The organism is Micromonospora palomenae (assembly GCF_007829925.1).
Classification (GTDB): Bacteria; Actinomycetota; Actinomycetes; order Mycobacteriales; family Micromonosporaceae; genus Micromonospora; species Micromonospora purpureochromogenes.
Window position 1 is genome coordinate 1 of the sequence record NZ_VIXA01000005.1, and the last position, 18,002, is coordinate 18,002.

12 protein-coding genes are annotated in these 18,002 nt (G+C 72.3%); 7 read left to right on the forward strand and 5 right to left on the reverse strand.

Annotated features, from left to right (window positions below; genetic code table 11):
• From FHX75_RS26995 to FHX75_RS27005, 3 genes are all read right to left on the reverse strand, one after another.
• Nucleotides 1-492 (reverse strand): PepSY domain-containing protein (locus tag FHX75_RS26995; protein WP_154943180.1); only part of this gene is annotated, 492 nt, incomplete at its 3' end.
• A gap of 90 nt (nt 493-582) precedes the next feature.
• The gene (locus FHX75_RS27000) at nt 583-1,860 is read right to left on the reverse strand and encodes a sensor histidine kinase (RefSeq protein WP_154943181.1); all 1,278 of its coding nucleotides are present in this window, start codon (nt 1,858-1,860) and stop codon (nt 583-585) included.
• A complete protein-coding gene (locus FHX75_RS27005) occupies nt 1,857-2,555 on the reverse strand; it encodes a response regulator transcription factor (RefSeq protein ID WP_154943182.1) in 699 nt (232 codons plus the stop codon). Before FHX75_RS27005 ends, FHX75_RS27000 begins: the two co-directional genes overlap by 4 nt.
• A gap of 103 nt (nt 2,556-2,658) precedes the next feature.
• On the opposite strand from FHX75_RS27005, the gene FHX75_RS27010 reads away from it, so the two are divergent.
• From FHX75_RS27010 to FHX75_RS27025, 4 genes are all read left to right on the forward strand, one after another.
• Nucleotides 2,659-3,120 (forward strand): septum formation initiator, encoded by a 462-nt coding sequence (locus FHX75_RS27010; RefSeq protein WP_154943183.1) that lies wholly within the window; start codon nt 2,659-2,661, stop codon nt 3,118-3,120.
• A gap of 281 nt (nt 3,121-3,401) precedes the next feature.
• Nucleotides 3,402-3,794 carry a cupin domain-containing protein gene (locus tag FHX75_RS27015; protein ID WP_088963697.1) on the forward strand — a complete coding sequence of 131 codons (393 nt, stop codon included), beginning with the start codon at nt 3,402-3,404 and terminating at the stop codon, nt 3,792-3,794.
• 93 nt (nt 3,795-3,887) lie between these two features.
• Nucleotides 3,888-5,672: a glycoside hydrolase family 15 protein gene (locus FHX75_RS27020; protein WP_154943184.1), complete on the forward strand. Its 1,785-nt coding sequence runs from the start codon at nt 3,888-3,890 to the stop codon at nt 5,670-5,672.
• 280 nt (nt 5,673-5,952) lie between these two features.
• Nucleotides 5,953-7,281 carry a pectate lyase gene (locus FHX75_RS27025; protein ID WP_246158712.1) on the forward strand — a complete coding sequence of 443 codons (1,329 nt, stop codon included), beginning with the start codon at nt 5,953-5,955 and terminating at the stop codon, nt 7,279-7,281.
• 97 nt (nt 7,282-7,378) lie between these two features.
• On the opposite strand, the gene FHX75_RS27030 is transcribed toward FHX75_RS27025, so the two are convergent.
• Both FHX75_RS27030 and FHX75_RS27035 read right to left on the reverse strand, forming a co-directional pair.
• Nucleotides 7,379-8,572, reverse strand: a complete 1,194-nt coding sequence (locus FHX75_RS27030) for a threonine synthase (RefSeq protein ID WP_154943186.1) — start codon at nt 8,570-8,572, stop codon at nt 7,379-7,381.
• A 14-nt stretch (nt 8,573-8,586) separates the two neighbouring features.
• Nucleotides 8,587-9,633 carry a DNA polymerase ligase N-terminal domain-containing protein gene (locus FHX75_RS27035; protein WP_154943187.1) on the reverse strand — a complete coding sequence of 349 codons (1,047 nt, stop codon included), beginning with the start codon at nt 9,631-9,633 and terminating at the stop codon, nt 8,587-8,589.
• Nucleotides 9,634-9,718: 85 nt separating this feature from the next.
• On the opposite strand from FHX75_RS27035, the gene FHX75_RS27040 reads away from it, so the two are divergent.
• The 3 genes from FHX75_RS27040 (at nt 9,719) to FHX75_RS27050 (ending at nt 17,955) form a co-directional block, all read left to right on the forward strand.
• Nucleotides 9,719-10,507 carry an aldo/keto reductase gene (locus FHX75_RS27040; protein ID WP_154943188.1) on the forward strand — a complete coding sequence of 263 codons (789 nt, stop codon included), beginning with the start codon at nt 9,719-9,721 and terminating at the stop codon, nt 10,505-10,507.
• Between the two features lie 714 nt (nt 10,508-11,221).
• On the forward strand, nt 11,222-14,356 hold the full coding sequence (locus FHX75_RS27045; protein WP_154943189.1) for an FG-GAP repeat protein: 3,135 nt from the start codon (nt 11,222-11,224) through the stop codon (nt 14,354-14,356).
• Between the two features lie 92 nt (nt 14,357-14,448).
• Nucleotides 14,449-17,955: a LamG-like jellyroll fold domain-containing protein gene (locus FHX75_RS27050; RefSeq protein ID WP_211364628.1), complete on the forward strand. Its 3,507-nt coding sequence runs from the start codon at nt 14,449-14,451 to the stop codon at nt 17,953-17,955.
• The last annotated feature ends 47 nt before the right edge of the window (nt 17,956-18,002 follow it).

The following is an 18,002-nucleotide window of genomic DNA, read 5'->3' on the forward strand; positions in this document are numbered from 1 at the left end:
CGTGCCGGACGCGTCGTCGCCGTGCCGGTCGTCCGCGTCGGCCGGGTCGCCACCCCGGTCGCGTGAGCCGGTCGCGTCGGCCCGCCGACCGTCCAGAGCTGTCCGGACGTCGCCGGTCTCCGGCCGGACGCGCAGCACCGCACCGGTGTCCCGGTCGACGTGCACGTCCCAGCCGGCGGCGCCGGACACCACCTCGACGTTCCACACCGGACGGCCGTGCTCGTGCTCGGCCTCGACGTCGACGACCCAGCCGCCGCCCACCGCGGCGAGGGCGATCGCCCCGGCCCGGTCCCGGTCGACCCCGGCCGGCGTCGCCCCGGCGGTGGACGGGCTGTCGTCGGGCGTGGGGGTGTCGTCGACGCTCACGGCCGTGAGGGCGGCGCGCGGGGCGTCGGCCTGCCGGTCGGCCGCGGTGACGCCGAGCGCCGCGCCGGTCACCGCCAGCACCGCCACGCCACCGGCCGAGGCCAGGATCAGAGAGGTACGCCGCATGATGTCCACCTTCCGTCGGTCCCGTTCGCTGTCCTGCCGAGCATCGACCGGAGGCGGATAGCGGCGCGCTGTCCCGACGCTAAACGGTGGTTATCCCGGCGGTCGACCCAACCGCAGGCGCGCCACGGCCCCGCCGCCCGGCCCGGTGCCGAGTTCGAGGTGACCGCCGCCGGCCCGGGCCGCCCGGTCGGCGATGTCCAGGCCGAGGCCGGTCGACCCCGCTCCGCTGGACCCCCGCCGGGCCGCCCCGGCGGGCAGCCCGGGCCCCTCGTCGGCGACGGTCAGCAGCACCCCGTCGGCGTCCGCCGCCAGCCGCACGGCGAACGGGGTGCCGTCCGGGGTGTGCGCGAAGACGTTGCCCAGCAGGGCGTCCACCACCGCCGCCAGCTCGTCGGCGGCCACCCCGACGGGCAGCGGCCCCGGCGCCAGCTCCAGGGTCACCCGCCGGCCGGTGTCCTCGGCCAGCACCGACCAGAACGCCACCCGCTCGCCGACCACCGCCGCCGCGTCGCTGACCGCGCGGCCGGCGGCGGGCGAGCTGCGCCAGCGGGCCTCGCGGATCAGCCCGCTGACCGCCCGTTCCAGCCCGTCGACGGCGGCGGTGACCCGGGCCGCGTCCTCCGGGTCGCGCAGCGACTCCGCCTCCAGCCGCAGCGCGGTCAGCGGGGTGCGCAGCCGGTGCGACAGGTCCGCCACCTGCTCCCGCTCCTCGCGCAGCAGCACCTGGATCCGGCCGGCCAGGTGGTTGAGCGCGCCGGCCACCTCGCGCAGCTCCGCCGGCCCGGCCGGCTCGACCCGGGCGTCCAGCTCGGCGTTGGCCAGCCGGTGGGACACCGTGGACAGCTCGGTGATCGGGCGGGTGAGCGAGCCGGCGAGCCGGTCGGCGACCACCAGCCCCACCACCACCAGGAGCGCCCCGAGCAGCGCCAGCACCGTCCACGCCCGGGTCACCCCGGCGGTCAGCTCGGCCCGGGGCACCACCGTGCGGATCACCGCCGGCCCCTCCGGCCGGCCCTGGACGGCGATGACCACCTCCCGCCCGCCGTCGGACTCCGCGGTCAGGCTCTGCCCCCGCGCGGCCAGCGCCACCGCCGGCGTACGCGGCGCGGGCGCGCCCAGCACCGTGCCGTCGGGCAGGAAGACGGTGACCGGCCGCCCCGACTCGGCGACGAGCTGCTCGACGGTGATCCGGATGGTGTCGAGCTCGGCGGTGCCGACCACCGGCACCAGGCTCTGCGCGTCGGCCGTCGCGCGCACGGTCGTCCGGTCCTCGGCGACGGTGCGGACCAGCAGCGCCAGCGGCACCAGGAAGGCGATCAGGGTGAGCACGCTGACCGACGCGACCAGCAGGGCCAGCCGTCGTCTCACCCGACGGTCCCGGGCGGCGGCGCCAGCCGCACGCCGACGCCCCGGACGGTGTGCAGGTAGCGGGGCTGCTGGGCGTTCTCGCCGAGCTTGCGGCGCAGCCAGGACAGGTGCACGTCGACGGTCTTGTCGGCGCCGCCGTACGGGATCCGCCACACCTCGGTGAGCAGCTCCCGCTTGGTCACCACCTGCCCGGGCCGGCCGGCCAGGTGGTGCAGCAGGTCGAACTCGCGCGGGGTCAGCTCCACCGGGACCCCGTCCAGGCTGACCTGGCGGGTACGCGGATCGATCCGCAGCCCGCCGACCACCAGCGCCGGGTCGGCGTCCCGGTCCTCCGGGGCGGCCCGCCGCAGCACCGCGCGGGCCCGGGCGTCCAACTGCGCGGCGGTGAACGGCTTGACCACGTAGTCGTCCGCCCCGGCGTCGAGGATCCGGACGATCTCCCGCTCGTCGTCGCGGGCGGTGGCCACGATGACCGGCACGGAGCTGACCGCCCGGAGCATCCGCAGCAGCTCGGCACCGTCCAGATCGGGCAGTCCCAGGTCGAGCACGACCAGGTCCGGCCGGTCCTCGAGCGCGTCCCGCAGGCCGGTCAGGGCGGTGGAGGCGGCGGCCACGGCGTGCCCGCGGTCCCGCAGCGCGCGGATCAGCGGCGTACGGATGGTGAGATCGTCCTCGATCAGCAGCAGGCGGGCCACACCTGGCAGGCTAATCCGCGCCGCGGCTGCCGGCCGCCCGCCGCAACCCTCCCTTAACCCTGCCCTGGGCGCGCCGCAACCCGGCGTCCGGCAGACTCGGGGAATGCCCGGTCGCCCCCTGCTCGCCGTGCTCGGTTGGCTCGCCACCGCGGTCGCCGCGCTGCTCGTCGGCCTGGCGGCGATCCGGCTGGTGGGGGAGAGCATCAGCGGCACCCCGGGTGGCGTACGCAGCCAGGATGAGGTGCGGCGGGCCCTCGCGACGGCGCCGCCGTCCGCCGCCGGGGTCACCCCGCCGGCCGCCGGCCCGACACCCTCCGGCGTCGCCGTCACCTCGGCCGCGGGCGCGCGTCGGGTGCTGGCCACCACCGGCGGGACGGCGGTGGCCGAGTGCGGGCCGTCGGGGGTGCGGCTGGTCTCCTGGGCGCCGGCGCAGGGCTACCGGGTACGCGACGTCGACCGGGGCCCGGACGAGCACGTCGAGGTCCGCTTCGCCGGCCCGGCGGGCGAGGACGAGCTGAGGGTGGTCTGCGTCGGCTCCCCGCCCGTGCCCCAACGTCGCCACTGACGCCCAGCCGTTCCACCTGGCGGTGCTGACCTGACAAACCCGGACACGGGCGCACGGCGCCGCTCGACCCCTGGGTCGTCGCGTCGCCGCGCTCCGGCCGTCTCCCACCACCGCAGCCCTTCGGCGGTACGCCAGCGGGGACCTGGCTCGACAGCCGCGCGTACGCAGCCGTCAGTGTGGTCGATGCCCGTTGCGCGGGGCGGCAAACCTCCGACGGGTGGGGAATTCCACCATCTGACAGTCCCGGCGTGACGGAGGCCCGGGCCGGGTATGAGCGCGCCATGGAGCATTTCACGATCGCGACCGTCGCCCAGAAGAGCCCGGACTTCCGCCGGGTGCTCTGGACCGGTGAGAAGACCCAGCTTGTGATCATGACCATCCCGCCCGGCGGCGAGATCGGTGAGGAGGTGCACGACGGGATCGACCAGATCCTGACCTTCGTCAGCGGTACCGGCGAGGCGCGGGTGGCGGGGGAGACCAGGGAGGTCGTCCAGGGCGACCTGGTGGTGGTGCCGGCCGGCACCAAGCACAACTTCGTCAACACCGGGCCGAACCCGCTGGTGCTCTACACCGTCTACGGCCCGCCGGAGCACGCCGACCAGGTGGTGCACCGGACGAAGGAGGAGGCCGACGCGGCGGAGGCGGCCGGCGAGGACGAGCCACCGACGTCCTGACCGCCCCGGCGGCAGCGGTCCACCGGCCCCGCCGACCGGCCCGGCCGGCCCGTTGACCGGCCTGAACCCGGTCGGTCCGGGTACCCGGGGCGGGTGGACCAGCCGCCGATCTCCGACTACGGGTTCCTCTCCGACTGTCGCTCCGGTGCGCTGGTCGGCCGGGACGGCTCGGTCGACTGGTGGTGCCCCGACCGGTTCGACGCGCCGTCGGTCTTCGGCCGGCTGCTCGACCCGGCCGGCGGGTACTGGCGGCTGGCGCCGCTCGGCCCGTCCCGGGTGGAGCGCGCGTACCAGCCGGACACGCTGGTGCTGCGGACGGTCCACCACACCCCCGAGGGGAGCGTCGCGGTCACCGACGCGCTCGCCGCCGAGCTGGGCGCCCGCGGTCACCAACTGGGCATGAACTCCCCGGCGGTGCTGCTGCGGGTGGTCGAGGGGCTCGGCGGGCGGGTCCGGATGGGGCTGGACTTCGCGCCCCGCCCCGAGTACGGCCTGCTCACGCCGTACCTGCACGAGCAGCCCGACGGTGCGGTGGTGGCCGTCGCCGGCCCGGTGGCGCTGACCCTGCGCAGCAACGGGCCGGCGCTGCGCGCCGGGCGGGACCGGGTCCGCCAGGAGTTCGAGGTCACCGCCGGGCAGTGCGTCGGCTTCGATCTGGCGTACGCGCCGGTGCACGGCGAACCGCCGGCCCGAATGGACCCGTTGACCACGCTCGCCGAGACGGTGCAGGCCTGGCAGGCGTACCGAGGGCTCCACCACTACGACGGGCCGTACGTCGAGCAGGTGCGCCAGAGCGCGACCGTGCTCACCGGTCTGACGTACACCCGCAGCGGCGCGGTCGCCGCCGCGCTGACCACGTCGCTGCCGGAGCGGTGCGGCGGCGACCGCAACTACGACTACCGCTACTCCTGGCTGCGCGACTTCGCGATGACGATGCGCGCGTTCTGGGTGGCCGCCTGCCCGACCGAGGCGAACCGGCTCTTCGTCTGGGCGGCCCGCGCGATCGGCCGGATCGGCGACGAGCCGGTCCCGGTGCTCTTCGGCCTGGAGGGGGAACGGGACATCTCCGAGCACGAGCTGGAGCACCTGCGCGGCTACGCGGGCAGCCGCCCGGTGCGGATCGGCAACGACGCCTGGCGACAGCGGCAGCTGGACGTGCCCGGTGAGGTGATCTCGGCGGTCTGGCGGCTGCACGACTATCTCGGCGAGACCTTCGACGAGGAGCTGCGCGAGATGGTCGTCGGGCTGGCCGAGCAGGTCGCAGCGACCTGGCGGTTGCCGGATCACGGGATGTGGGAGACCCGGGACGCCGAGCGGCACCACCTGTCGTCCAAGGTGCTCTGCTGGAGCGCCCTGCACCGGGCGGTCCAGGTGGCGCCCCGGCTGGGTGAGCGGGCCGACCCGCGGCGGTGGGCCGCGATCCGCGACGAGATCCGGGACACCGTGCTGCGCGACGGCTGGAACGACCGGATCGGGGCGTTCACCGGGGTCTTCGGGTCGGCGGAGCTGGACGCCTCCGCGCTGCTGCTGCCGATGTCGCAGTTCCTGCCCGCCACCGACCCCCGGATGCGCGCCACCATCGACGCGATCGAGCGAGAGCTGGGCAACGACGACGGCCTGGTCCGACGCTGGGACAGCGACCCGGCCGGTTTCGTGCTCTGCTCGTTCTGGCTGGTCGAGTGCCTGCTGTTGGCGGGCGAGGAGGGCCGGGCCCGGCGGCTGTTCGAGCAGGTGCTCGGGCACGCCAACGACCTCGGGCTCTTCGCCGAGCAGGTGGACCTGCGTACCGGCGCGCAGCTGGGCAACACGCCGCAGGCGCTGTCGCACATCGGGCTGATCAACGCGGCCTGGCGGTTCGCGGACCTGAGCTCTGGCTGAGCGCCGCGACGAGATCCTGCAACACTCCTGCAAATCGCCAGGCATTGACGACGATGCACGGGCGGTCCTAGCCTCGGGGATACGGGAAAGCCCTTTCCTGAGGCTCACGCCCCCTCATCCCGCCCGGAGACCGGGCCTTCGGCGGGACGCACCGCGGCACCGGCCACCGGTCGCCGTCGCCTCCGCGACGTCGGCCCGACGCCGCCGGTCGTCGCATCCCACCACCTGCTCCACAGGAGGAACTGTGCGCACCAGACCCGTCAGACATCGACGTTCACGAATGCTCGCGGTGGGCGCCGGCGCCGCCGTCGCCGTGCTCGCCGCCGGCATGGGTGGCTCGGCCTTCGCGGCCACCGTCTTCTCCGACACGTTCGCCGACGGCGACGCCTCCGGGTGGTCCAAGTCCGGCGGGACGTGGGCGGTCAGCGGCGGCGTGTTCAGCCAGTCCAGCGCCAGTAGCGAGCTGGCCCACCAGTTCGCCGGGCAGACCGGCTGGACCGACTACCAGGTGCAGGCCCGGGTCCGGCCGGACGGCTTCGGCTCGTCCACCGGCCTGGTCGGGGTCGCCGCCCGCTCCAGCAGCAGCACCAAGATGTACCGGCTGGCCCTGCTCGGCTCCGGCCGGGCGGAACTGCAGGCGGTCAACGGCAGCCAGATCACCGCCCTCGGCTCCGCCTCGGTCGGAGCCTCCGCCGGCACCTGGTACACGCTGCGGATCGAGGCCACCGGCAGCACCATCCGCGGCTTCGTCAACGGCACCCAGATCGCCTCCGGCAGCAACAGCCTGGTCAGCGCCGGCCGGATCGGCCTGGTCACCGCGTACGCCAGGGGCAGCTTCGACGACGTGACGGTGGACTCCTCCGTCGCCACCCCGACCACGCCGCCGACCACCAGCCCGCCCCCCAGCACGCCGCCGCCCACCACCACCCCGCCGCCGTCCGGCTCGTGGCCCACCCCCACCGCCAGCCAGAAGGTCGACGCCACCATCGCCGTCAGCGGCACCTTCGACGGCGGCCTGAAGCGCTACTACGGCATCGGCGACGGCGGGCAGAGCGAGAGCCAGGACCCGATGTTCGTGCTGGCCGCCGGGGCCACCCTGCGCAACGTCATCATCGGGGCGCCGGCCGGGGACGGCGTGCACTGCGAGGGCAACTGCACGCTGGTCAACGTCTGGTGGGAGGACGTCGCCGAGGACGCGGCGACCTTCCGCGGCGGCACCACCTACACCGTCGACGGCGGTGGCGCCCGCTCGGCCAGCGACAAGGTGTTCCAGCACAACGGCCCGGGCACCGTCCACATCAGGAACTTCCGGGTGGAGAACTCGGGCAAGTTCTACCGGGCCTGCGGCAACTGCTCCACCTCGTACCAGCGGCACGTGGTGATGGACAACGTCACCGCCACCTCGACCAAGGTGCTCGCCGGCATCAACACCAACTGGGGCGACACCGCCCGGTTCACCCGGATCACCATCCTCAACGACCCGGACCGGGACACCCGGATCTGCGTCAAGTACAAGGGTGTGCCGAAGGGCAGCGAGCCGACCGAGATCGGTGAGGGCGCCGACGGCGTCAACTGCCTCTACTCCGAGTCCGACATCACCTGGCGCTAGACCGCCCGACCCCGGTGCCCCGCGGACGCCCGGTCCGCGGGGCGCCGGTCCGTGCCCGGCGCCGGCGCCGTCCGGCCGCTCGGCCGCCCCGACCGGGTCAGGCCGCCACCACGGGTACGCCGGAGACGTCCACCGTCTCCGGATACTTCAGCCCCGCCCCGGTGTTCAGCACCACCACCCGCTCGCCGGCCCGGATCCAGCCGCCGGCGCGCAGGTGCCGGGCGGCGGTCAGGCAGGCCGCCCCCTCCGGGCAGAGCAGCAGCCCTTCCCGGCGGGCGAAGTCCCGCAGGTCGGCCAGGATCTCCGCGTCGTCGACCGCGAGCGCCGTGCCGCTGCTCTCCCGCAGCGCGGCCAGGATCAGCTCGTCGCCCAGCGGGGCGGGAACGGTGATGCCGAAGGCGACGGTGTGCGCGTCCGCCCAGGGCTCCGCCCGGTCCTGCCCGGCGGCGAACGCCCGCACCACCGGGGCGCACCCGGTGGACTGCACCGCGACCAGGCGGGGCAGCTTGTCCTCCACCCAGCCCAGCTCACGCAGCTCGTGCATCGCCTTGTGGATGCCGATCAACCCGACTCCGCCGCCGGTCGGATAGATGATCACGTCGGGCACCTGCCAGCCGAGCTGCTCGACGATCTCGTACCCCATGGTCTTCTTGCCCTCCAGCCGGTACGGCTCGCGCAGCGTGCCCGCGTCGAAGACCGTCCCGCCCGAGTCGGCGACCAGCTTCGCCACCCACCGGCCGGCGTCGCTGATCAGCCCGTCCACCAGGCGCAGGTCCGCGCCCGCGGCCAGGCACTCCCGCCGGCAGATGGTCGGCGCGTCCAGCGGCATGGCGATGGTCGCGCCCATGCCGGCCCGGGCCGCGTACGTGGCCCAGGCCGCCCCCGCGTTGCCGTTGGTCGGCATGGCGATCCGCTCGACGCCCAGCTCACGCGCCCGGCTCACCCCCACCGCCGCGCCGCGCGCCTTGAACGACCCGGTCGGCGTCAGCCCCTCGTCCTTGACGATCAGGTCCGGAATGCCGATCTCCGCCCCGTACGCCGGCGCGCGCAACAGCGGCGTCCAGCCCTCGCCCAACGTGGTGACGTGCCGCTCGTCGGCCACCGGCAGCACCTCGCGGTAGCGCCACAGGTCGGCCGGGCGCAGGCCGAACCGCTCCGGCGTCACCGCCTCGGCCACCGCCGCGAGGTCGTAGCGGGCCAGCAGCGGCGAGCCGCACCCACACAGGTTGGCCGGTCGGCCGGCGTCGTGCTCCCGTCCGCAGCGCGGGCACTCCAGGTGGGTCAGGTACACGATGCTCCTCGCCGTCAGCCTGCCTCGATGCTCAGCCAGCGGCGGCTGCGTCGGCCCGGCTCGTAGACCGAGTCCAGCCGCTTGGCCACCACCCCGGGCAGCCCCTGCCCGCGGGCCGTGTCCAGCGCCTCGGCGCCGGTGCCGGGGAACCACGGCGGAGTCTGCCAGTGCGGCCCGGCCAGCGCCAGACCGTCGAGCAGCTCCCGGCGCTGCGCGTACGGCACGTCGAGGCTGGCCACACCCTCCAGCCAGAGCAGATCGAAGAGCAGGAACTGCGCGTCGGGGCCGGCCCGACCCGTCCGCGCCGGACGGACCCGGCCGGCGGAATCGATCCGGACCAGGACGCCGTCCAGCACGGCCTCCGTCGGGGCCAGCGCCTCGGCCATGTCCCGCAACCAGGGGTACGTCCCGGTGACGTCCTCGTCGGTCTCCGACAGCAGCCGCAGCCGGCCGCCGGAGACGTACGCCATCGCCCGCACGCCGTCCCAGCGCAGCTCGTAACCCCACTCCGCGCTGTCGGCGGGCAACCGGCCCGACGGGGTGGGGTGCATCGGGCGCACCAGCTCCGGCATGCTCGTCCAGCCGGGAGGGGGCGGGTCGGTACGGCGGACCATCCAGTCCCGCCCGTCGCGGCCGCCGGTGGCGAAGAGGACGTACCGGCCGCTGGTACGCGCGCCGTGCAGCACCACGATCACCTCGTCGTCGCGCCACTTCTCGCACTGGTAGGTGCCCCGGTCGTGCACGGTCATCGTCCCGCCGCCGTATTCGCCGGCCGGGATCTCGCCGTGGAAGTCGAGGTACTCCATCGGGTGGTCCTCGGTGTGCACGGCCAGGTGGTTGCGCCCGGTGTCCCGGGGCAGGCCGCGCGGCACCGCCCAGGAGGCGAGCACCCCGTCGTGCTCGAGTCGCAGGTCCCAGTGCAGCGCGCGGGCGTGGTGCTGCTGGATCACGAACCGGGCCTCGCCGGCCTTCCGCCGCCGGCGCGGCCGCTCCGGCGGCACCGGTTCCGGGGTACGCGCCGCGTCCCGCTTGCGCCGATACTCCTCCAGACGGTCCGCCACACCGGCATTCTCCGGCAAACCGCCCGGCTCCGCCGGTTGCCCGGTTCCGGGGCATGTCACCGGCGATCACGGGTAGAACGTCGGTATGGACCAGCACTTCAACCAGCCCACCGCGCTGCTCCCCGGCGACGTCCGGATGCCGCTGCTCGGCTTCGGCACCTGGCAGGCCAGCGGCCAGGCTGGTTACGACGCCGTGCTGGCCGCGCTCGACGCCGGCTACCGGCACATCGACACCGCCACCATGTACGGCAACGAGGAGGAGGTCGGCCGGGCAATCAAGGAGAGCGGGCTGCGCCGCGAGGACATCTTCATCACCACCAAGCTGCCGCCGGACCGGGTGGGGCGGGAGCGGGAGACCATCGAGGCCAGCCTGCGCGCGCTCGACACCGATCACGTCGACCTCTGGCTGATCCACTGGCCGCCGTCCTCGCCGGCCGACAGCATCCCGGTGTGGCGGGAGCTGCTGGCGGCCCGGGACGAGAACCTGACCCGGGCGATCGGGGTGAGCAACTACAGCACCGCGCAGATCGACGAGCTGATCCAGGCCACCGAGGAGAACCCGGCGGTCAACCAGATCCGCTGGAGCCCGTCGCTGTACGACCGGCAGCGCCACGTCGAGCACCGCGACCGGGGCGTGGTGCTGGAGGGCTACAGCCCCTTCAAGACCAGCGACCTCTCCGATCCGGTGCTGACCCGCATCGCCACCGCGCACGACGTGTCGCCTGCCCAGGTCGTGCTGCGCTGGCACATCGACCACGAGATCGTGGTCATCCCCAAGTCGGTCACCCCGGAGCGGATCAGGGCCAACGCCGACATCTTCGATTTCTCGCTGACGGCCGAGGAGATGCGCGACATCGACGCGCTCGGCGGCTGAAGGACCAGCGCCTTTACCACCCTGGTGGTGCTCCCGCCAGGTGTCGAAGAGTGGAATGCCTCGGCGGTTCGGTCGCGGTCGCCGAATCGTTCAGATGAACGGCTGCGCATGCATTCGTACGGGTGTGCTAATCCAGTGGTGAGCGTGTCTCAGTGGGCCGCTCACCTGCGTCGATGGGCCGTTCGGGGAGTGTCGACGGGGCGGTGATGAGGGGTTTTCCGTGCCGGCCCGGCTCGACACAACTGCCCGACTTGCCGGGTGTTGCTGAGGGCGCTGAGGCGGACTGCCGTGGGGGTTGCGGTCCCATGGTCGGATGGCGGCTCGGCACATCTCCACCGTGCTGTGCTCGCGGCATTCCCGCGCCCGAGGCGCGCCCTCCACGGCGTGCTCGGCATAATTGCATTGTTTGCCTTTCGTATTGACGTAACTGCATTGCATCGACTATTTTCCGTGTCCGGGCCAGCCCTCTTCGTGGCCGACCGACACGCCCGGGCTGAAGCCCTACGAACAGCCAAGACTCCGTTCGGTGACGGGAGTCGGCGATAAGTCCGTATCGCCACCTTCATCCTCACAGTTCGTGACCATGCTTGTGCGGTGTGCTCCGCGCTCCCTACAGTCCCGGTGCACACACAACTGGAGACTCACGGGGGAGGATTTGTGGCACGTCGGAAGACTGCCACCGTCCGTTCATGTCTTGCGGCAGGCGTTGCGGTGATGACGGCGGTCGCATTGTTCGGCATTTCGGGGGAACCGGCGGCGTACCTCGCCGCCGGCCCGGATGGCGTGACGGGTGGCGTGGAGAACAGGTCCGACGAGGCGGTGTCCCTGCGGACCGCCCGCGAGACCGGCAAGCCGGTGCAGGTCAAGAGCCTCACGTCGGAGACGACGGAGGTCTTCGCGCTACCGGACGGACAGTTCCGGGCGGACATCGCCACGGGCATGCAGCGGTTCCGCCGGGGCGGTGACTGGGTCCCGGTGGACCTCACTCTCAAGGCGGCGGCGGACGGGTCCGTCGCCCCCGTGGCACACCCCAACGACCTGCGGATCTCGGGCCCGGCCGGGCCTGGCCAGCACGAGTTGGCCGCGGTCGGCACCGGCGCGGACCGGGTGGCGATGGGCTGGTCGGGCGCGCTGTCCGCGCCGGTCCTCACCGGCAACCGGGCCACCTACGTGGACGCCCGCCCCGGCGTGGACCTCGTGGTCGAGGCGACCCGGACGGGCTTCGAGCAGTTCCTGGTCCTCAAGACCCGGGACGCCGCCGCGCAGGTCGAGACCGTTGCCTTCCCGTTCACCGGCCCCGGCGTCGCCGGCGCCAACCGGGGCAGGGACGGCTCGATCGCGATCACGGACCGGTCCGGCAAGCAGACCGCGCACATCCCCGCCCCGCTGATGTGGGACGCGCGGAAGAACGCGATCACGGGTGCGCCCGCCGCCGAGAAGCCTGTTCGCACCGAGCTGACCAAGCGCGGTGACGCCGTCGAGCTGACCCTCGCCCCGGACCGCGCCTGGCTGCGCGACCCGGCCACCGCGTACCCGGTGACCATCGACCCGACGGTCAACCCGCTGGGCACCACCTTCGACACCTGGGTCCGGCAGACCGTGACCACCGACCAGAACCAGCAGCCCGACCTGCAGATCGGTCTGCTGGCCACCACGCCGGCCACCCTCACCCGGTCGTTCCTCACCTGGGACACCACGGTCCTGGCCGGCAAGCAGATCAACTCGGCGACCGTCTCGTTCTGGAACTTCTGGTCGCACACCTGCACGCCGACCTCGTGGGAGATCTGGACCACCGCCCCGTCGACCTACACCACGACCTTCACCAACCAGCCCGCCTGGGACACCGTCGGTCCCGACGCCCGGTCCACGGCAACCCTCGGCTCGACGAACTGCACCGACGGCTGGGCCAACATCGACGGCAAGACCTTCTTCCAGAAGGCCGCCACCGCGAACAAGACCCGGGCGGGCATGGGCGTGCGGGCCACCGACGAGACGGTGACCGCCGGCTTCAAGCAGTTCCGGTCCCGGGAGGGCGGCAGCGCCGCCGAGGACCCGAAGGCGACGGTCACCTACAACTCCTGGCCGACCGTCACCTCCCGGGCCACAGTCCCGACCACCAGCTGCGTGACCGGCTCCGGCCGGCCGGCGGTCAACACGCTGACGCCGCAGCTCAAGGCCACCGTCTCCGACGGTGACGGCACCGCGATGACCGTCACCTTCGAGTGGTGGGCGATGAACGCCGACACCCCGATCGGGTCGGCCGTCTACAGCAGCGTCGCCTCCGGGGCCACCGCTGCCACGACGGTGCCGGCGGGCGCCTTCGTCGACGGCGGCATTTACCGCTGGCGGGTCAAGGCCCATGACGGAGTGTCCGGCAGCGACGTCTGGTCCTCGTTCTGCGAGATGCAGGTCTACACCACCGTCGCACCGGTGACCGGCTGCACGGGCGGCACCGAGAGCGACTTCAACGGCGACGGCGTCGCCGACGTCGCGATCGCCGACCCCGAGGCCACCGTCAACGGGCAGGTCCGGGCCGGCCGCGTGAACGTCGCCTACGGCGGCAGCACCACCGTCCACACCCTGCACGAAGGAGTCACCAACGTTCCGGGCGCAGCCGAGGCCGGTGACCGGTTTGGCACCTCGATCTCCGCGTACGACCACAACAACGACGGCTGCACCGACCTCGTAGTCGGCGTGCCCAACCAGGTCGTCGGCGGCCAGTCCTACGCCGGCGCCGTCTACGTGCTGCTCGGCTCGCCCGCAGGCCTGGCCCAGGGACCGGCCCCGGTGGTGTACCACCAGGACGCCGCCAACGTTCCGGACAGCCCGGAGGCGAACGACTGGTTCGGCTACGCCGTCGCGGGGAGCCGAACTGCCAGCGGTGAGCCCTACCTGGTCATCGGCGCGCCCGGCGAGGGCCTCGCCACGGGCGCGGTCACGGGGATCGTCCACTATCTCCGTGGCGGCCTGAACCTCGCGTTCAGCCAGGGGGCTGGCCTGCCCGGTGGTGCGGAGATCGACGACCGCACCGGTTACGCGGTGGCGGCCTCCAAGTACCACTGGGCGGTCAGCTCGCCGGGTGAGGCGATCGGCACCGAGACGTTCGCGGGAGCGGTCAACGTCTTCAACCAGACGTTCGTCAGCGGCCTGCCCACCCTCGCCGCCGAGCTGAACCAGAACCAGACCAACGTCTCCAACGTCTCCGAGGCCGACGACAACTTCGGCAAGTCGATCTCCATCGCCCCGTACCGACCGGTCGGCTCGCCCGCCGGAACGGCGGATTCGCTGGTGGTCGTCGGCGTGCCGGGCGAGGACATCACGGTGGCGGCGACGAACACCCTGGCCACGGACGCCGGCCTGGTGCACCGCTTCCACGTGACCGCCGCGAAGACCTTCACCGAGCTGCCGGAGATCACCTACGTGTCCGAGGACGGCGATTACCTCGGCGAGAAGGTCGTGGTGGCGAACACCGCCCCGGCTGCGGAGGGCACCACCTCGACGATGTTCATCGCGATCGGCGTGCCGGGCGAAGACGCCGGCGAGACGACCGTTGACGCAGGGCGGGTGCGGGTCTTCCCCGCGCTGGCCAACCCGATCGGCACGCCGGTGACGATCGAGCGCAACGGGACGAGCCTGCCGGGCAGCATCCGGGCGAAGGAGATCGTCGGCACCTCACTGGCCGCCACCTCGCAGCGGCTGCTGGTCGGCACCCCGTACGGCAGTGACGCCGTCTACGGCTTCCCGTGGTCGAGCCTCGCCAGCGGATCGACGACGCCCACGGAGACCTGGCGGCCCGGCGCGAACGGCTTCCCGGCCGGCAACAGCACGTTCGGTGAGGCGATCGGCTGATGGATCACATGAAATCGCTCAGTTCAACGGGGGAGGACCGTAGGGTGGCCCGTCGTACGAGAAAGCGGGGTCGGCTCTTCACGCTCGGCCTCATGGTGGGCCTCGCCGGCCTGCTCTCCAGCACGGCGTACGTGGACGCTCCCGACTCGGCTCCGGCGACCGCGCCGGTGGCTGCGCTCGAGACCGACCCGATTCGGGATACCGAGGCCGAGGCGCTGCTGGCGGCGAAGGCGCTCAACCAGCCGGTCGAGGTGCTCGCGGAGCGCAGCGAGTACCGCGACGTGTTCGCCCAGCCCGACGGCACGCTGGTCGCCAACGAGCACACCCAGGCCGTCCGGGTGCTTCAGAACGACGCCTGGGTGCCGGCCGACGCGACGCTCGTGGCCCAGCCCGACGGGACGTACGCGCCCACGGCGGCGCTGCTCAACATGCGGCTGTCCAACGGTGGCACCACCCCGCTGATGGTCGCCGAGCGGGACTCCCGGGTCATGACGCTCACCTGGCCGAACCCGCTGCCGGCGCCCACCGTCAACGGGGACCAGCTCGTCTACCCGGAGGTCTTCCAGGGCGTCGACCTGGTCGCGTTCGTGACCGTTGAGGGCTTCTCACACGTCCTGGTGCTCAAGACCCCCGAGGCGGCCAACCTGCCGGAGTTGCAGAACCTGCGGCTCGGCGTCACCGGTGAGGGGCTCACCATTCAGGAGACCGAGGACGGCGGCATCGTCGCCCTCGACCCGGCCACCGGCAACCCGGTGATGGAGGCCGACGCGCCGACCATGTGGGACAGCGGCAGTCAGGAGGGTGGCGAGGCCGCCACCAGCGGCCTGCGCTCGTCCGCCATGGCGGACACCGACACCGGCTCGGAGGACCCGAACGAGGCGTCCGCCCGGGGCCCCGGTGAGGCCTCGCAGGTCGCCCAGGTCGGTCTCTCCTACTCCCAGGGCACCCTGAGCCTCACCCCGGACGCCGCCATGCTCGCCGACCCGGACACCACCTACCCGGTGTACGTGGACCCGGTGTGGCAGGGCAGCACCAACAGCGCCTGGGCGATGGTCGACAGCGGCTACCCCTCGGAGGAATACTGGAAGTTCGACGGCAAGCGACACGAGCGCATCGGCCGCTGCCCCAGCTCCTGCAACAACTCGCTGGTGAAGCGTCTCTTCTACCGGCTCTCCACCCCTTACGCGGGCAAGACGATCCTGGAGGCCAAGCTCCGGGTGACGATGCAGCACGTCTACAACTCCACCGCCCGGGCGGCGGCGCTCTATCTGATGCCGGCGGGCATCGCCACCACCACCAACTGGAGCAACCAGCCCGGTGGCTCCAGCTGGTCGACCGCGACGCATCTGGACACCAACTCGCCGACCAGCGTGCAGTCGACCTGCACCTCCACTAACCAGAACACCGAGTGGGACGCCAAGGTCGCCGTGCAGACGGCCGTGGCGAAGGGGTGGAGCAACGTCACCCTCGGCTTGAAGTCGGTCAACGAGAGCGACTCCACCCACACCAAGCGGTTCTGCGACAACGCGGTGCTCTCGGTCCGCTACAACCGGGCCCCGCTGATCCCGAACCAGTCCGAGCTGCTCATGTCGCCCGGTGGCGCCTGTGTGTACGGCACCAACGTGCCGTACACCCCCGAGGCACCGCGACTCGACGCTTACCTGCGCGACCCCGACCACTCGTCGTCGCACACCGAGCAGGTGCAGGCCGAGTTCCGGGTGACGTACACGGCTCCGGGCAGCTCGACCCCCACGGTCCTGCTGAGCAAGACGGCCTTCAAGGCCAGCGGGTCGAAGTTCAGCTACGAGGTGTCCGAGAGCATCCCGCAGAACGTCACGGTTTCCTGGGACGTCCGTGGTGGTGACGGCGTGAGCTGGGGGCCCTGGAGCTCCGACGGAACACGAAACGTCTGCCAGTTCATCGTCGACAAGACCAGCCCGACGCCCCCGGATGTCGACTCGGCGCAGTACCTGCCGCTGGACGCCACCGACACCACCTCGGACTGCAAGGACGACGACGAGTGGCGCGGTTCGATCGGCGTGGTCGGCAGCTTCACCTTCGACTCGGCGGCCACCGACGTCGTCGAGTACCTGTACAACTTCAATGGTGGGACCGACATCTCGGTGAAGCCCGCCACCGCGGGTGGCCCGGTGACGATCAACTGGACACCGGACAAGGAGGGTCCGCGCCAGCTCTTCGTCAAGGCCGTCGACGCGGCCAAGCGGGCAAGTTCCCCGGCCACCTGCACGTTCCGCGTCGGTAAGCGGCCTCCGGTGGCGCAGTGGCCGATGGCCGACGCGGCGGGATCGACCCGGGCGGACAACTCCCGGGGCCCGAACGACGCCACGGTCGGCAGTGGGGTCACCTTCGCCACGACCAACAACTTCCGTGAGTGGGACCGCGCCGCCATCTTCGACGGCACGTCCAACGCCTACATGGTCACCGACAAGGCGGTGCTGGCGGACACCTCGCAGAGCTTCGCCATCACGGGGTGGTTCCGGACCGACGACGTCAATCGCCGCCAGATAGCGGTCAGCCAGGACGGCACCGGCGACTCCGGCTTCAGCCTGGGTGTTGACCAGGGTCAGTGGTTCTTCCGCATGCCCACCAACGATCTCATCAACATCGGTGAGTGGCGGGTGAAGACGACGACAGGCGTGACCACGGACTGGACCTTCGTCACGGCCATCTTCGACGGCCCGAACAAGAAGATCTCCATTCAGGCCGACAACAACCCGCCAGTGGAGTGGCAGCGGAGGTCCCTGACCAGGGCGCGTGGCCCGCTCCAGCTGGGCCGTAACACCTACAAGGGCGGCGGGTACTCGGACTTCTGGAAGGGCGGCATGGCGGACGTGTCCGTCTTCGACCGGCCGATCGTGACCGAAGACTCGACCGGGCTGCAGAAGCAGCTGCTCAACCGCAAGGCGTACTGGCAGCTCAACGACCAGACCTCGGGCCAGAGTCCGGAGGTGGGCAACGGCTCACCCCTCGCGCTGAGCAAGCAGAGTCTCTTGTTCAAGACGCCGACTCCGATCGGCCGGATGGTCGGGACGGGTCACCTCCGACTGTCGGGCAAGCCCGACGAGTACGCACAGTCGTCCAGCGCCCTGGTCGACCCGACGGGCAGCTTCACCATCACCGCCCGGGTGAAGCTCACCAGCGGCTCCAACAACCACGCCATGACCGCCTTCTCGGTCAAGGGTCCGAACAACAGCGCCGTCATCGTCCGGGCCAACAGCCAGGGCAAGTGGGAGCTGGCCGCGACGACGGACGACACGGCCGGGGCGGTCTTCCAGTCGAAGGAGACGGAGCGGACTCCGCGCATGGTGGGCGCCGGTGACCACCTCGCGTTGGTCTACGACGGCTACACCCGCCAGCTCACTCTCTGGGTCGAGGGCGAATCGACGGAGCTGGAACCCCTCACCGTGCCCTTCAAGCCCACCTCGATGTCGAGCCTCCAGCTCGGGCGGGCCTTCCTGGGCGCCACACCGGGTGAGCACCTGTCCGGAAACATCGACGAGGTTCGCATCTACGACGGCGTCGCGGACAAGGTGAAGATCGACAAGCTTCGTCTGATCGGCGAGGCTCCCACCATCTGACGACACAGGCGTCGGGGCCGTCCTTTCCGGACGGCCCCGGCGCCTCC